Source organism: Streptomyces erythrochromogenes (assembly GCF_036170895.1).
Lineage (GTDB): Bacteria > Actinomycetota > Actinomycetes > Streptomycetales > Streptomycetaceae > Streptomyces > Streptomyces erythrochromogenes.
Genome location: NZ_CP108036.1, coordinates 8,345,689 through 8,360,453 on the forward strand (window position 1 = coordinate 8,345,689; position 14,765 = coordinate 8,360,453).

17 protein-coding genes and 1 pseudogene are annotated in these 14,765 nt (G+C 72.3%); 6 read left to right on the top strand and 12 right to left on the bottom strand.

The features are described 5' to 3' along the window. Positions 1–435 precede the first annotated feature (435 nt). The 3 genes and pseudogenes from OHA91_RS38610 to OHA91_RS38620 form a co-directional block, all read left to right on the top strand. Positions 436–1,326: an SDR family NAD(P)-dependent oxidoreductase gene (locus OHA91_RS38610; protein ID WP_328741024.1), complete on the top strand. Its 891-nt coding sequence runs from the start codon at positions 436–438 to the stop codon at positions 1,324–1,326. 61 nt (positions 1,327–1,387) lie between these two features. Further along, positions 1,388–1,966, top strand: a complete 579-nt coding sequence (locus OHA91_RS38615) for a TetR/AcrR family transcriptional regulator (protein ID WP_328741025.1) — start codon at positions 1,388–1,390, stop codon at positions 1,964–1,966. 26 nt (positions 1,967–1,992) lie between these two features. After that, positions 1,993–2,760 (top strand): annotated as a pseudogene (locus tag OHA91_RS38620) (IS256 family transposase); the annotation flags it as partial. A gap of 487 nt (positions 2,761–3,247) precedes the next feature. On the opposite strand, the gene OHA91_RS38625 reads toward OHA91_RS38620, so the two are convergent. Then, positions 3,248–3,661 (bottom strand): hypothetical protein, encoded by a 414-nt coding sequence (locus OHA91_RS38625; protein WP_158721224.1) that lies wholly within the window; start codon positions 3,659–3,661, stop codon positions 3,248–3,250. 777 nt (positions 3,662–4,438) lie between these two features. On the opposite strand from OHA91_RS38625, the gene OHA91_RS38630 reads away from it, so the two are divergent. Further along, a complete protein-coding gene (locus OHA91_RS38630) occupies positions 4,439–4,753 on the top strand; it encodes a hypothetical protein (RefSeq protein WP_328741027.1) in 315 nt (104 codons plus the stop codon). A gap of 151 nt (positions 4,754–4,904) precedes the next feature. Here the strand turns inward: OHA91_RS38630 and OHA91_RS38635 are convergent, their stop codons facing one another. After that, the gene (locus tag OHA91_RS38635; RefSeq protein WP_328741028.1) at positions 4,905–5,135 is read right to left on the bottom strand and encodes a hypothetical protein; all 231 of its coding nucleotides are present in this window, start codon (positions 5,133–5,135) and stop codon (positions 4,905–4,907) included. Then, on the bottom strand, positions 5,122–5,406 hold the full coding sequence (locus OHA91_RS38640) for a DUF6400 family protein (RefSeq protein WP_328741029.1): 285 nt from the start codon (positions 5,404–5,406) through the stop codon (positions 5,122–5,124). The genes OHA91_RS38635 and OHA91_RS38640 overlap by 14 nt, the downstream gene beginning before the upstream one ends. Before the next feature lie 225 nt (positions 5,407–5,631). Between OHA91_RS38640 and OHA91_RS38645 the strand changes: the two genes are divergently transcribed. Next, positions 5,632–5,907 carry an isoamylase early set domain-containing protein gene (locus OHA91_RS38645; protein ID WP_328741030.1) on the top strand — a complete coding sequence of 92 codons (276 nt, stop codon included), beginning with the start codon at positions 5,632–5,634 and terminating at the stop codon, positions 5,905–5,907. 195 nt (positions 5,908–6,102) lie between these two features. Here OHA91_RS38645 and OHA91_RS38650 read toward each other — a convergent pair whose 3' ends face one another. The 9 genes from OHA91_RS38650 to OHA91_RS38690 all read right to left on the bottom strand — a co-directional run bounded on the left by OHA91_RS38650 (position 6,103) and on the right by OHA91_RS38690 (position 12,750). After that, positions 6,103–6,342: a response regulator transcription factor gene (locus OHA91_RS38650; protein ID WP_136234479.1), complete on the bottom strand. Its 240-nt coding sequence runs from the start codon at positions 6,340–6,342 to the stop codon at positions 6,103–6,105. Positions 6,343–7,438: 1,096 nt separating this feature from the next. Next, on the bottom strand, positions 7,439–7,576 hold the full coding sequence (locus OHA91_RS38655) for a hypothetical protein (RefSeq protein ID WP_328741032.1): 138 nt from the start codon (positions 7,574–7,576) through the stop codon (positions 7,439–7,441). A 527-nt stretch (positions 7,577–8,103) separates the two neighbouring features. Next, the gene (locus OHA91_RS38660) at positions 8,104–8,637 is read right to left on the bottom strand and encodes a hypothetical protein (protein WP_328738269.1); all 534 of its coding nucleotides are present in this window, start codon (positions 8,635–8,637) and stop codon (positions 8,104–8,106) included. Positions 8,638–8,913: 276 nt separating this feature from the next. Continuing rightward, positions 8,914–9,714 carry a dioxygenase family protein gene (locus OHA91_RS38665; RefSeq protein ID WP_328738268.1) on the bottom strand — a complete coding sequence of 267 codons (801 nt, stop codon included), beginning with the start codon at positions 9,712–9,714 and terminating at the stop codon, positions 8,914–8,916. A gap of 151 nt (positions 9,715–9,865) precedes the next feature. After that, positions 9,866–10,165, bottom strand: a complete 300-nt coding sequence (locus OHA91_RS38670) for a hypothetical protein (RefSeq protein ID WP_266505882.1) — start codon at positions 10,163–10,165, stop codon at positions 9,866–9,868. 64 nt (positions 10,166–10,229) lie between these two features. Further along, on the bottom strand, positions 10,230–10,403 hold the full coding sequence (locus tag OHA91_RS38675) for a hypothetical protein (RefSeq protein ID WP_158714920.1): 174 nt from the start codon (positions 10,401–10,403) through the stop codon (positions 10,230–10,232). Positions 10,404–10,903: 500 nt separating this feature from the next. Continuing rightward, positions 10,904–11,449: a stress protein gene (locus OHA91_RS38680; RefSeq protein ID WP_328738267.1), complete on the bottom strand. Its 546-nt coding sequence runs from the start codon at positions 11,447–11,449 to the stop codon at positions 10,904–10,906. A 231-nt stretch (positions 11,450–11,680) separates the two neighbouring features. Beyond that, positions 11,681–12,205 carry a stress protein gene (locus tag OHA91_RS38685; protein WP_276567047.1) on the bottom strand — a complete coding sequence of 175 codons (525 nt, stop codon included), beginning with the start codon at positions 12,203–12,205 and terminating at the stop codon, positions 11,681–11,683. Between the two features lie 347 nt (positions 12,206–12,552). Beyond that, positions 12,553–12,750: a hypothetical protein gene (locus OHA91_RS38690; protein ID WP_266505876.1), complete on the bottom strand. Its 198-nt coding sequence runs from the start codon at positions 12,748–12,750 to the stop codon at positions 12,553–12,555. A gap of 387 nt (positions 12,751–13,137) precedes the next feature. Between OHA91_RS38690 and OHA91_RS38695 the strand changes: the two genes are divergently transcribed. Next, entirely contained in the window at positions 13,138–14,592 is a 1,455-nt protein-coding gene (locus OHA91_RS38695; RefSeq protein ID WP_328738266.1) for a hypothetical protein, read from the top strand. Positions 14,593–14,765: the final 173 nt, after the last annotated feature.

Sequence of the window (14,765 nt, forward strand, 5' to 3'; positions counted from 1 at the left end):
GTCGGGCGGCTCGCCGGACGACGGACCGCCGCGGCTGCCTGTCACGGCGTTCACACGCCGGCGGTCAAGGGGCCCGGAACTGGTGGCGTGTCACGTGTTGGACGGTTGGGACGCACACCGCTCCGGAAAACTCCATCCGTTCCCCCACGGGTCTGCCCGGGGCAGGCCCTGGCCACCTGCATGGGCTCCTGTCTCCTTGTCGGCCTGACCTGGGTCGTGGCGTGGCCGCGCGCGTGGGGGCGGCAGGTGGTCAGGGCAGCGAGATCGGCGGCAGGGGGCGGGCCCGGCCCTGGTGGTGGTGTTCTCCAGGAGGCGGGTGGCCGGGTCCTTGTCCGGGAGCCGCAGTTGGGCCGATCACCTAAACGGATAGCTAATCCGATTGCGCTACGATCCAGGAAGCGGATGAAGTATCCGCATAACTGGGTGGAGGATTGCATGACGAAGAGAGCTGTGGTCACGGCAGGGACGGGCGGCATCGGACTTGAAACCGCTCTGGGGCTGGCCGCCGCCGGGTTCTCGGTCACCGTGGTCGGACGCAACACCGCCCGCGGCGCCCAGGCGGTCGAGCGAATCAATGCAACGCACCCGGCACACCCCGCCCGGTTCTTGCCGGCTGATCTCGGCTCGCTCGACCAAGTGCGCGCGCTCGCCGAACGGATCGCCGCCGAGCACGCCGCCTCCGGCCAACCGCTGACCGTGCTGGTCAACAACGTCGGGGCGATGTTCCCGGAGCGGCGGACCCTGGGCGGGATCGAAGCATCGTTCGTCGTCAACCACCTCTCGCCGTACCTGCTGACGGAACTGCTGCTGCCCACGCTGACGGCCGGGGCGCCCAGCAGGATCGTGAATGTGACCTCGGGCGCGGCCGGGCTGGGAAAGCGGGCCTTCGCCGCCGTCGAGCCGCCCGGCGGCTACTACGGCTTCCACTGGTACGGTCGCGCCAAGCTCGCCAACCTCGCCTACACGCTCGACCTGGCCACCCGGCTGGAAGGCACTGGTGTCTCCGTCTTCGCCGCCGACCCCGGAGGCGCCGCGACCGACATGACCAACGGCACCCTGGCCGACCCGAAGATCGTCTCCCCGGCCCTGCGGCTGCTGTGGCCGCTGGTACGCCGCACCTTCGAACGCTCCACCTCGGGACCGGCCTCACTTGCCGCCCGGCCCTCACTCGTCGCCGCCACCGACGACGCCCTCGAAGGCCGGACCGGCATCGTCATCGGCCCCCAGGCGCACCCCGTGACGCCGCTGCGCGCAGCCACAGACCCCCGCGTCGCCGAGGACGTGCGCCGGCTCAGCGAACGGCACGCACCCCTCACAACCGCCTGACCGCCGGGCGACGGGTACCGGCGGCGGCATCCGGATGAGCCATCCGATTAACATGCCTCCTATGACGACGCCCCTGCGCAAGGACGCAGCCCGCAACTGGGGCCGGATCGTCGCTGTTGCCCGCGCCCTGGTCGACCAGGGCACACCCCTGCAGCTGAACGACGTCGCCGGCCGCGCCGGACTCGGAGTCGCCACCGTATACCGGCACTTCGCCACCCCCGAGGCACTGCTGGAGACCGTCGCCGGTCCCTGCCTGGAAGCCCTGGCCGCCCACGGCCGGCAGGCGCTGGCCGACCCCGACCCCTGGCACGCGCTCGAAGGCTTCCTGCTCCGCACCGTCGAAGCCCAGGTCACCGACGCATCCCTGGGCCCGGTCGCCGCCGCAGCCACCGACACCCTGCCGCGCACCACAGAACTCAAAAGTGCGCTTCAGGCAGCCGGCACCGCACTCCTCGACCGGGCCCGCGACGCCGGCGCCGTCCGACGTGACCTGGCCGCCGCCGACCTCGTCCCGCTCATGTGCGGCATCGCCTACGCCGTCAACGTCCACGGCGGGCCACCCGCCGACCGGATCGACACCGCACACCGCTACCTGGCCACATTTCTCGAAGGACTGCGGGCCGCACCACAGCACGCATGAGATCACCGCCCGCACCCCACCTGGGGCGAGACCGGCCTCTGGACGCGGTCTGGCCGATCATCTACATCGACGCCTTGTGGGTGAAGATCCGGTCCGGTTCGGTGGCCTCGAAGCCGGTCTACCTGGCCGTCGGCGTCGACATGGACGGCCGCAAGGACGTCCTCGGCCTGTGGGTCGGCTCCGAAGGCGAAGGCGCAACCCCCTGGATGGCAGTCCTCTCCGAGCTGCGGAACCGGGGCATCGAAGACGTCTGCATCGTCGTCTGCGACGGACTCAAGGGCCTGCCCGACGCGGTCACCGCGACCTGGCCCAAGGCCACCGTCCAAACGTGCGTGATCCACCTGACGAGGGCCCCGCTCAGACTGTCGTCAGCACGGGACCACCCGAAACTGGTGCCTGCCCTCAAGGGGGTCTACGCGGCGCCGACCGAGGCGGCCGCCGAGCAGGCCCTCGACGCGTTCGAGGCCTCTGAGCTGGGCGAACGCTATCCGGCGAGCGTGCGGACCTGGCGGTCGGCCTGGCCGGAGTCCACCCCTTGCCTGGCGTTCGCGCCGGCCATAAGGACGGTGGTCTACTCCACGAACATGGTTGAATCGATCAACTCGCGGCTGCGCAAAGCCACCCGCAACCGCGGCCGTTTCCCCTTGGAGCAGGCCGCGTTGAAGGTCCTTTGCCTTGCGGTCCGCGAGCGGATCGACCTCGAAGCGCGTGACGCCGACCGCGTCGCCCCACACTGGAAGGAGGCGCTGAACCAGTTCTCGCTCTTCTTCGGGGGCCGGCTCGGCGTCCAATGACACCAACCGACTTACACAAGATCGCTGACACGTCCCCCGGCGTGCGTAACTTGCGGGGAATACGGGGAATGCGGGGAATGCGGGTTCCGGGTGCGAGTGGCGGTGTCAGTGTCGGGGGTCAACCTTCGCCCGCGCATGTCACACGGGGTCCGACCGTGGTTCTTCTGTCGGGGGGCGAGGGCTGGCTGCGGCTATGGTCGGGCGCAGTCCGCGCCGAGAGGGCGTGCGCGGGCGAGGCCCGGTGACCAGAGCGCTCTGGCGGCAGTAGTACCGGGCCGCCCCACTGCTTCGACCGCCCGCGCGTTCGAGGACGTACCCCGGTTCGGTGAGGGTCCCGGCCGCGGCCGCCGGGTGAGCGGCCGCGGAATCGGTTGGGGCTGGCGGCTGGACTGCAGCCCCTGACCTTCGTTTCGATGCGGGGGAGGGGTCGCGGGCCGGCACTGGGCAGGGGAACCTGCTGTGCCCGTCCGCAGTCCTGGGGAGGGGGTTAGGGGACGACGATGGAGAAGGAGGCGTCTTCGTAGACGCCGGGCTTTCCGGTGATGACGAGGAAGGTGTCGGTGCGGGTCCCGCATGAGGGGTGCGGCCACATTGAGATCCGGATGTCGTATTCGAAGCTGATGTATTGCAGGGTGGCGTTGGGGACGAGTTTGCGGATGTCGAGGTCCTTGTCCTCCAGCTCGACGCAGTAGTGGCCCGCCGCGGGCTTGGTGACGGCTTCGATGCCCTTGGACCGGTTGACGCTGCCGTTGGCGTTGACCACGGCCGCGGCCTGCGCGTAGGGGGCGGTCACCTTCGCGGAGCCCGGGGGTGCGGCCACCGCGGTTCCCGCCCATGTTCCGCCGGCGAGGAGCCCGAGGGCGACGCTGGTCCACACGGCTGCGCGGGTCTTCTTGCTCATGGGCATGTGCAGTTCTTCCCCTCTGTGGTGGTGCCGGCGGCCTCCCCGGGCCGTCGGGCACACCCGAAGCTAGGGGCGCCAGCACGGCCTTCGTGGTCCTCACGCGGTGAAACCACCGGTTGAGGGGGCGCGGGAGGCGCTCGTCCCGGACCGTGGCGCGCCTTCGGCGCGCTTGGGGCGAGGGCTTTCGCGGGCGGGGTTTGCTCCGGACGTGGGGACGGACTGCGGGTGTGCAGTGGCGTTTCGCCGGTGAATCGGGCGCTCCGGGAGGGTGAACCCGCTTCTGCAAGGTTGCGCGAACGCGCTCCGTTGAGCCCGGCAGGCCGCGGAATCAGCGTTCACGTCCCAGGCGCCGGAGGGGGGGTATGACCTGGCGTCCGCGTTGATGCGCTCTGCTTGCGCGGATGCAGGGCATGCCTTTCCGGAGGAGATGGTGGAGGTCATGGTGGGCGAGCACCACGCCGTCCAGTGGCCACCGGACTTCCTACCGATCATCCCGTTCCGGCCTGGCCGGGGCGGAACGGGATGTCGCCGATACACGGGATGTACCGCGCGTCTGGGGTGGCGGGCGGTCCAGGGAGGCGGTGAGTTCGGCATCGGCGTGCGGGTGGAGGGGCTTGGGGTGGTCGGGTGGATGTATCGGCTGTGTGGGTGGTCATGTTCATTGCAGGAACGATCAAGCTAGGTGTGGGGCCTGGTTGTGCTGCTTTTGTGTGGAACGTTGGTGATGCAAGTCCTGCCGGAAATGCTGGCGGGAGCTGGAGAATGGAGCGAGTCGTGAGTACTCAACTGCCGCCTGGAGTAGTCCGGATTCTTCCTGAAGGTGCGCCGTGTCCGCCCAAGACTCTGGGGCTGTATCGGGACTACAGCTGCCAGGGGCCGGGGTACGGGATCGGCGCCGGCTTCGACGTGGACCTCACCGAGCTGCCGATTCCCGGGGGCAGCATGTTCAAGAACGTCTCGTCGTGGGTGAACCTCACGGACAGCGATGTGAAGCTGATCGGCAGGGGTGAGCGCATCCTGAGGGCTGGGGAGAAGCTCGAGGAGCCGGCGGGGTACAACGACACGGTGGAACGAGTCGCCTGGGTGTAGTGGGAGCGGCCGGTCCGTGGGCGGGGCGAGCGTGGAACATGGCGCTCGCCCCGTGCCTGGGTCAGGTCCTCTCCTTTGACCGGTGGAGGGGCGGCAAAAGTCGCCGGAACATGGGCAGTGACCGATCGGGCCGGATGGTTGCCCGGACCGGTCACGGCGCTGGCGTGCGGGTGGCGCCGAAGTTGCTTTCGTGTGTCCATAGGTGGTTGCAGTGGGGGCATTGGAGGTGGAGGAGGCTGCCGGTGTTGGTGAGGAGGTAGCGCCAGTGTGTGGGGCAGGTGCGTTGTTGTTGGCAGGGTTGGCAGTGGTGTGTGTCGGGGCATTGGGGGCAGGGGATCCAGGCGCGGCGGCCGGGGTCGGCTTGTGGGTCAAGGGGCAGCATGGCCGTCTTCGCGGGTGGGGAGGATGCCGGCGGCGGTGAGGTCGTCGTGGAGGCGTTGTTGTTGGGCGTCGAGTCCGGAGTACAGCAGGTTGTGCGCGGTTTCCTCGCTGTGGAGGACTTCGATCGGGTTCCAGTGGGGGCCGAGGGCTTCCATCACGTGGGCGCGGCGGAGTACTTCCTGGGAGGTGAGGTCGAGTGTGAAGTCGGTCAGCCCGGACGTGCCGGCATCGGTGGGGGTGTGGTCGTCGGGGGAGGGGGTGTGGGGGGCCATGTCCTCGAAGTTAGGTAACCCTTTCTTGTCTGGTCAAGGGAGGGTGGGCGGAGTCACAGGGCTGTTCGCGGGTGGTGTCGGCGCCTGCGGCGGGGGTGGTGGTGGGGGGGCCTGGTACATGTCGCCGAAAGTGGGGCGGGGGCGGGTCTCGGAGTGCGGCCCGGCGGTGGAGCGCCGACGATGGGCCAGTACATCCCCCTCGTACCGCCAGTCAGGAGCAGCCCCATGCTGGAGCGCACGTTGCGCAAGGACCGCACCGAGGTCACCTTCGTCCTGCCCGCGGACACCCCGCCCGGGCCGGTCAGTGTGGTGGGGGATTTCAACGGCTGGCAGCCCGGGGTGCACACCCTGGAGCCGCGTACGGACGGCAAGCGGGCCGTTACCCTGACGCTGCCCAGTGAGCACACCCATTCCTTCCGTTACCTGGCGGCGGGTGACTACTGGTTCAACGACGAGAGCGCCGGCGACCAGGACGGCCCCAACAGCCGCCTGCACACCTGACCCCGCCCCGGACGGCCGGCCTGCCGGCCTGCCTGCCTGTCCGTTTTCGGTGTCCGGCCCCCCGGTGGGGGTCCCGCTTTGCGGTGTGGGCCCCCGGTGTGACGTGGCCGGGCCCCGTGCGCGGGGGCGTACGGGGCCCGGTGGAAACGGGCCGGGGGCGGAAACGGGCCGGGGACGGGCCGGGGTGTGGTGTGGTCACAGGCCCAGGGCGATGGCCATGCGGGTCATCTCGGCGGTGCTGTTGACGTTCAGCTTGGCCCGGATGCGGCGCAGGTAGGCGTCGACGGTGTGCTTGGACAGTCCCATGTGGCGGGCTGTCTGGAGGTAGGTGCGTCCGGCGGCGATGTGCCGCAGTGCCTCCTGCTCGCGCGGGGCCAGCTCAGGCGCGGGGGCGGCGGTGGCTGCGGTGTGCGGCGTGGTGAGTGTGGGAGTCATCGGATTTCCTCCGCCGTATCGGCTCGGTCATCGCTGCTCGCGTCCTCGGAAGCAGGAGGGACATTCCGGCCGAATGTCCCTTTTGTTCTCTTGTTAAGAGCGTGGCCGTGGGACTTCATGAGGCTGTCCGGCGACTGTCACAGCCGTGTGACAGGCCCCCCGCCGCCCCCTTCCCCCGCCGCCCCCCTTCCCGTGCCGCCCCCTTTCCCCCGCACCCTCTTTTCCCGTGCCGTCCTCCTTGTCCCGCGGTGTCCGCGGTGCTTGCGGTGTGGGTGGGTGGCCGGTCCAGGTCGTCGAAGATCCGTTGGAAGGGCCGGCGCAGAGCCGTGGCGACCGGCCTGGCATCGGGGTGTACGTAGGCGGGAACATCCCCGCGCCGCGGCCGGGGCGGGGCGGGGTGCGGGCGGGGCGGGCGGTCCTTTACGGCGCGCGCGGTGGCGGCGGCCGGTTGCGGCGGGTGCGGGCTGGTGGCGGCGGGTGCGGGTGGGGTCGGCGGTGAGGTTGCCGCGTGGTGTGAACGTGGCAACCTCCCGGGCCGGTGTTGCCGGTTGCGGGGTTGGCCTGTCCGGTGGTGGCGGCACTGCCCGTCAGGGCGTGCGCGGTGGCGGGGTGGGTGGTGGTGCGGGGGATTGGGCCGCGGGGTGCGTTCGGTCGGGTGTGTGCGGTATCGGCGGGGGTGGTTTCGTTGTGGGGGCCTGTGTAGGCGGGGTTGTCCGTGGCCGGGTGTCCGTGGTGGCGGTGGTCGTGGCCGGTGCCTGCGGCAGCCGGGTACGGCGGGTGCCCGGCCCGTCGTCGGGAGGCGCTGCGGGTCGGGTGGTCGCAGTGGCGGCGTCGGCGCGGTCGTCACTGCCGCCGGGGCCGTGGTCTCCTGCGGCCGGTTCGCGGGGTAGGCGTCGGGTGGGGTGAGGGCCGGTGGCGGGGGCGCGGGCGCCTGGATGTTCGCTGCCCGCCGGTCCTGTGGGCCGTTTCGGCCGGCGGGCGCGGCGCCGCCGCCGGGTCGGGGGTCGGGGGTGTGGCGGGTTGAGGGTCCGTGGTGGTGGCTGACCGTGCCCGCGACGACTTCCAGGGGCTTGTTCCGGTGAGGTTCGTGCAGTGGTCAGCGGGTCTCCGCGGCGTGCCCAGCTGGTGGCGTGATCGCCGCGGAGGTCCGGGGCTGGTCGGTGTCCGGCGGTGCAGCGGTCTGCCGGGCGGCCGGGTCCGTCATGGCGATCCGTGCCGCGGCCGGCTTTTCCACGCGCAGTACCTTCCCGTGCCCGGGCTGTCGGGGTTCACGGGCCGGCGTGGTGTCTCGTCCCTGTGGCGCGCACAGTCCGCCGCCCGCCGGGACTCGCCGCCGGTACGGGGTACTCCCGCGGACGCGGACGCGGATACGGCTGCGGCTGCGGCTGTGCAGGGTTCGTCCGTCCGGTCTTGTGCCCGGCGCCTGTCCGACGTTGCGGGTTGCTGCTTCGCGTGTGTGCTGTACACGCCGGCCCGGCTTGGCGCGAGCGGCCGGGGCGGGCCCGCCCCGGAACCCCGCCGGTGCGCGGGCGCCTGGGGGCGGGGTCCCTATGGGGGGCGGGGTTCCCATGGGGCCGAGGGCGGCATGTCACACCGCGACCCCGACCCCCCGACCCCCCGACTTCGCGCCCCCCGACCCCCCGACTTCGCGCCCCCCGACCCCCCGACCCCCCCGACTTCGCGACCCCCCGACCCCGCGACTTCGCGACCCCGCAACCGCGCGAGCTTGCGTGCCCGCGTGTTTGCGGCTGGGGTTCCGTGTCAGGAGCTGGGGGTGGGGGTGGGGCTGGGGGTGTCGTACACGAGTTTGTAGGTCACGTCCTTGGGGACGGGGGCCGGCGCGGTGTCGGTGTACAGGAGCCGGATCGTGGCGAACCGCTGGGTGCCGGGGCGGTCGGGCCAGGGCTGCGGGTCGCTGAGGGTCACGGTCACCGGGTAGGGGCGGAAGCGGCCTGCTGCGCAGTAGGGGCGGCAGTCGTTGACCATGTCGGTGCCGGTGGCTGTTGCGGTCTTGGGTCCCCAGGTGTTCCAGCGCAGGTCGACGAGCCGGTTGTTGCCGTCGCCGCAGGCCAGCAGGTACTCGTCGGGGCGTACCTGGCCCTTGGAGAAGCAGTCGACCACCACCGGGTCGGGTGCGGGCGCGGGTGCGGGGTGGGATGCGGAGGCCGGTACGGCGGCGGCCACGAGGGCTGCTGCGGCGCTCAGCAGGATCCCGGTCCGGGTCCGGGTCCGGGTCCGGGTGCGGGTGTGGGCCTGCGGTCCGCGGGGGTTGCGGCCGTCTCCTGAAGCGTCCACGAGACCTCCTCGCCCATCCGTCGCGCCCGGCGGCGCTGCGGCCATGCCCAGCTTCTCCGATTCGGGCGCACCCCGCACCCGCTGGCAGCGTCCCGCACCCCGCAGTCGTGCCTGACCTGCGAATATGCGACGCCTGCCGGCCCGGGCCGGCGGTTCGGGCCGCCGGTGTCCGGGCTGTTGCGGTGGTTGGGCTGCTCCGGTTCGGGTTGCCGGGTGTCGGGCTGCTCCGGTTCGGGTTGCCGGGTGTCGGGTTGCCGGGGGTGGGGTTGTTCGGGGTCAGGTGATGCCGATGGTGTAGGCGGCGTGGTAGCCGTTGCCGTCGGGGGTGAGGGCCAGGGTCATGGTTTCTCCTGCGGCCCGGTAGCGGCTGTCGCGCCGGTTGGGGTGTGCGGGTGCGGTGCGGCGGGCGTAGGGCTGGCGTGTGTAGACCTGGGTCAGGAGGTCCTCGGGGAAGAAGAACTGCGAGGTCGTCTCGGTGCGGGTGTCGGGGCGGACCTTGAAGTGGATGTGCGGGGCCAGTCCGGCGTACCAGCCGGGCACGATCGTGTGGAACACGCAGCGTCCGGTGCGGTCGGTGATCTGGGTGCCGCGCAGGAAGGTGTCCTTGCCGGTGGAGTAGTCGCCGTCGGCGTCGGCGTGCCACACCTCGACGCCGGCGGCCGCGAGCGGCCGGCAGCCGTCGGGGACCCGTACCACCGTCAGGTCCAGTCGCAGCGGTACCCCGCCGCGGCCCTGGGTGATGTCGGAGCGGACCAGGTCCAGATCCAGGTAGTACGGTCCCGCGCCCGCCCCGACGGCGAGGACGCAGGCCGGGGCCGCGGCCCTCGACGCTCCCGACGGGGTCGGTGAGGGGGGCCGGGGCGGGGAGGCGGACGGCACTCCCGCCGCACCCCGCGTCCCGGCCGGGGCGGCGCACGCCGCGCTCAGGACGGCGGCGGCCCCGGCCGAGCCGGCGGCCAGCAGCAGGGCACGACGGCTGGTCGGCGAGGAGACCGCACCGCCGCCGCCGGAGCGGGCCTCGGTGCCGCTGCCGCTGCCGCTGCCCGTGCTGGTGCTGGTGTCGTTGTTCTCGGCCATGCGAACCCCTCACACGCCCCGGATGCCGCCTGCGCGCGGGGCGGACGGCTGGACCCGCGCCCCACCGTGCCGGACGCCGCCCTCCCTGCCCGGCACCGACACACCCCCGTCCACCCACCGGCTCCCCACCCCACCCCGCCCCCTGCCCTTGTCATGCCGACCCGGAGGCGGGGCGGGGCGTCGCGGCCGGCCGGCCGGCCGGTTGGTTGAGGTGGTCGGCGAGGAGTTCGGCGAAGGCCTGCGGGGTCAGGACCGTGACGCCGAGTTCCGCCGCTTCGGCGGCCTTCGAGTTCGGTTTGGCGTTCGCCGCCGGTGTGCAGAGCGGTTGGCTGGTCTGGGAGTTGACGCTGCTTCCCGCCTTCCCGCCTTCCCGTCGGCGGGCCCGTTCGATCGGTGCGTTCGTCTGCGTACGCCCCGGTTCCTCCGGCGGGCCGTTCATCCTGCCGCTCACCACGAGCGTCCGGCCCGCCGACGGCCCCTCTCATCGACGCCGGCCGCCCGCTGCTGCGGCTCGCTCAGGTTCCCCCGGCCGTGGCCGGGGTGTCGATGACCGGGGCGGGCAGTGCGAGCCGCTCGGCGATGACCGGCGCCTTCTCCCCGCCGGTCCCCTCGACCTCGCGCATCGCTGCCGCGTCCGCCGCCCGCACCGCCGTCATCGTCCGCACATGCGCGGCGGTACGAGGGGACATGCTGCGCCAGGTCCCGAGCATGCCCGGCGCGCACAGCACCCGGCTGAGCGGCCGGGCCCCGGCTGCCGCGCCGAAGACGTTGTCGAGGCTGAGGCGGCGGCGGGTGGGTGCGGTGTCACCGGCCGGCGCGGCCCTGTTCGCGGCCTGTCCGGTGGGGGAGTCGGGGGCGGCCCGGCCGGGTGCTCCGCCTCCCGGGCCGGCGCCGAACGGCGCAGCAGGTCGTGGGAGGCGTCGTGGTCCGGCGGGCTGTTGCCGCCGCCGTAGTGCCCGCCGGAGGCGTGCGCTGCAGCCGCCCCGGGGCCGCGGGTGTACCCGGCACGGCCGGGCAAGGCTGGAGCGCGCCTTGTCGGCGTGCGGGACCGTCCTGGCGGCGAGGCCTCTCCCGGGGCACTGGCAACGCCCCGCCGGGCACGCCCGGCGGCCCCCTCCGGTGTCCGTGGACGAAAGCCGGAAGGGGCCGCCGGTGGGCCTCGCGGGTGCGGGTGTTACCTCGCGGGTGTTTACCAGGAGCGGTTGAACTTCACGTGGCCGCCGTTGCGCTCGTACCAGCCGACGAAGCCCCAGTTGATCCAGCCGCCGTCGCCCTGGTTGGTGAACTGCCCGGACTCGAACACCCACAGGCCGTAGTGGATGTTGCCCCACTGGACGTTGGCGTAGACGCGGGTGCCCTGGAACTGGTCGTTGTAGTTCTGGCTGAGGTTGAACAGCATGACGTTGTGCCGGCTGCCGGCGGCCTTGAACGCCTTGTCGATGGCTTCCTGCACGAAGGTGCCGCGGTCGTCGGTCTTGATGCCGCGCAGGGCGTCGGCGATGGCCTTGCCGCTGCCGAGCTGGTCCATGGAGACGTTGACGCTCACGCTCTTGTCGGCGGCGGCCGCGGCGTCGGGTTCGGACGCGGCGGGGGAGGAGACGGCCGGGGAGGCGGGAGCGGAGACGGCGGCGGGGGCCGGGGCGGGCTGCCCGGCGGCCTGGGCCGGGAGCGCGGCCGCCCCGGTCAGGGTGAGCGCGGTCAGGGCGATCGTGGCGAGCGTGGTGTTGCGGCGCATGGCGATGAAGTCCTGTTCTACGGGGACGTGGATGGGGACAGGGGTGGGAACGGGGACGGGGCGGGGTGGGGACGGGCTCGGGGGAGTGGCGCAGGGGGCAGGGGGGGCAGAGACCGCGGCAGCGAGCAGCGAGCAGCGAGCAGCGAGCGGCGAGCGGGGGCCGCGGCCGGGGCCGAGAGCGGGCCGGAGCGGGAGCGGGGCCGGGTCGGGAGCGGGGCCGGGGGTGGCGGATTACCAGGAGCGGCGGAAGTTCACGTGGCCGCCGTCGCGGTCGAACCAGCCGCGGAAGGCCCAGTTGATCCAGCCGCCGTCGCCGTGGTTGGTGAACTGGCCCGACTCGAAGACCAGTACCCGGTAGGTGCCGTGGATGCCGCTGACCTTGGCGTCGTAGACCACGCCGTGCAGGTTGGGGGTGTAGTGGTTGGCATTGTTGATGACCATCACGTTGTAGCGCTGGCCGGACTCGTAGAAGGCCCCCTCCATCAGGGACTTCACGTAGCCGGAGCGGTTCTGCTTGCGCTCGATGGCCTCGGTGACGATGTTGAAGATCTTCTGGGTGATGTCGAGGACCGCGGAGGCGACGTCGACCCTCCCCGCGAGGGCGCCCGCCTCGCCCGGGGCGACGCCCGAGGCGGCGGCCGGGGCGGCCGGGGCGGGCGCCGGGGCGGCGTAGGAGGCGGCGGAGGGCAGCAGGACCCCCGCGGCGGCGACCGAGCTGACGATCATGACGGCGACACGCTTGCGGCTGATACGCATATCTTTTCTCCTCAAAGGGATGTAGCGGACATTCGGTGGTCGTGAGGGGCCGGCGGGCCGCCAGAGGCCGCGCGCAGGCCCGGAGTGGCCGGAGTGGGCCCGAAGTGGGCTCGGAGTGGGCTGTGGGCGGTCCGGGAGCGGGCCGTGAGGCGAATGCCGGACTGTGAATGCTGTGCCACCGGAACAGGATTTCCGGGGCGTGCGGCCGGCGCTGCCGGCCCATGGCCGGAAAGGAAAGGATCGGGCCTATTTCAGGCCGAACCCATTCGGCCGACTCCTCTCCCGCCCCGGATTGCTGATTTACTGAAAGCGCTCTCGGCCATCGGGGGCGGGGAAGGGTTTTTCCGTCACCAGGAAGTGGTGAGATGGGCGGCCGCGTCGTTGTGCGGCGCGCTCCCGCCGCCGGTGCGGCGGGGGGCCCGCGAGGGGGAGGGGTCGGTGATCCGCCGGTGCAGCAGGACGGCCAGGCATCCGGCGCAGAGCAGCGAGAGGGCCTGCCACCAGGGAAGACCGGCTTCCCTGCGGCCTGGAGGGGGGTTCGGCATCGGGTTCTTCCAGTGACTTTCGCGCGAGGGTGGAACCTGGTGGCGCCCGATCGGCTCTAGAGGGCCGGAGGGCAGTGGCTTGCGGGGTTGGTCCACTCGGTGTCCCCCGGACGGCCGTCGCACGGGGCGGCGGTCCGTGCGGAAGCCGGACCGGATCCGAAGTCCGGCGCCCCGCCGGAAACGATGCTGCCCGCAATACCCACGGCCAGCGCCGCCGTGCAAAGGAACCGAGTGAACTTCATGCTGTTCTCCTGAGAAAGTGAATTCCGATCTGATTCCTGCCGGGTCTTTCTTTCCGGTGACTCAAGAATCTCCGGCCCGGAACTCGGGGTCCAGCGGGCACGGGCCTCAGCAAGGTGCGTGGCACGAAAGGGAGGGGTGCAAAAAATGGACAGAACCATAAATACCGGGGCATCTGCAGAGGTGCCGGGAGCGTTACCGCCCCCGCCGACCCCCGACCCGGCTGCGGCCCCCTACTCGGATCCGTACCCCGACCCCGACCCGGCCCCGGCTGCGGTCCCGGCCCCGGACCCGAACGCGGCTGCGGTCGCGGACCCGCACCCCGACCCGGCTGCGGTCCCATACCCCGACCCGGCTACGGCTGCGGCTCCGCACCCGGACCCAGCTCCGGCCCCGACTGCGGTCCCCGACCCGGCCCCCGCCCCGGCTGCGCCCCCGTACTCGAATGCGGCTTCAGCCCCGGACCCCGCTGCGGACCCGGCGTACCCCGACCCGGCCCAGGCCAAGGCTGCGGCTGCGTACCCGGACCCCGCTCCGGCCCCGGCGTACCCCGACCCGGCCCCCGACCCGGCCCCGGCCCCGGCGGACACCGCGGAGCTCGGCCCGACGGCGATCAGGCTCTACACCCGCCTGCTGGAGGGCGGCCCCCAGCCGACCACCGCCCTGGCCGCCGCACTCGGCCTCGCCGAGGAACACACCGAGCGCGCCGCCGCCGAACTGGTCCGCCACCGCCTCCTGGCCCGCGACCCCGACGGCACACGCGCCCGGTGGCGGGCCGTCAGCCCCTACACCGCCGCCGCCGAACTGGTGGGGCCGGAGGAGAACCGGCTGCGCCGCCGCCTGGAGACCCTGGAACGCACCCGCGCCCGGCTCAGCTCGCTGATCCCCCTGTACGAGGAGACCTACCGCCGCGGCGCCGACTCCGGCGCCGTCGAGGTGGTCGAGTCCCGCGACCGCGTCATGCTCCTCATCGCCGACACCGCGGCCCGCTGCACCGAGGAGGTCCTCACCGTCCAGCCCGGCGGCGGCCGCCCGCCCGGCTACCTGGAGCGCGCGCTTCCGCGGGACCTGGAGATGCTCGGCCGCGGAGTGCGCCTGCACACCCTCTACCAGCACACCGCCCGCTACAGCCCGGGCACCCAGGAGTACGTACAGGCCGTCAGCGCCGCCGGCGCCGAGGTCCGCACCCTGGGCGAACTCTTCGGCAAGATGCTGGTCTTCGACCGCGCCACGGCTTTCCTCCCGGTATGGGACAACCCCGACGCGGCCGTCGTACTGCGCGAACCCTCCGCCGTCGCCTTCCTGTGCTCGGTCTTCGCCAACGCCTGGAGCCTGGCCGAGCCCTTCTCCGCCTCCTACACCGCGACCACCTCGGCCCAGCTCCAGGACACGATCGCCGGCCGGCTCGCCGGCGGCGCCAAGGACGAGCTCATCGCCCGCCGGCTCGGCATGTCCCTGCGGACCTGCCGGCGCCACATCGCCGAGCTGATGGACGAACTGGGCGCCGAGAGCCGCTTCCAGGCCGGATACCTCCTCGCCCTGCGCTCGGCGTCCGCCGCCCCGCCCGCCGAGGACCCCCACCGCGCCACGACCGCCCCCTGAAACCCCGCCCCTGAAACCCCGCCCGAAACCCCGCTCTGAAACCCCTCGCGCCACATCTCGAACACCCACCCACCCCCCACCCTTCAGGAGTTGATGCCACACCAGCAGCCGGACCCCCACCGGCGGAGGAAACCCCTGACCGGACCAGGTGGGGCAACACCATGACAGCGTTG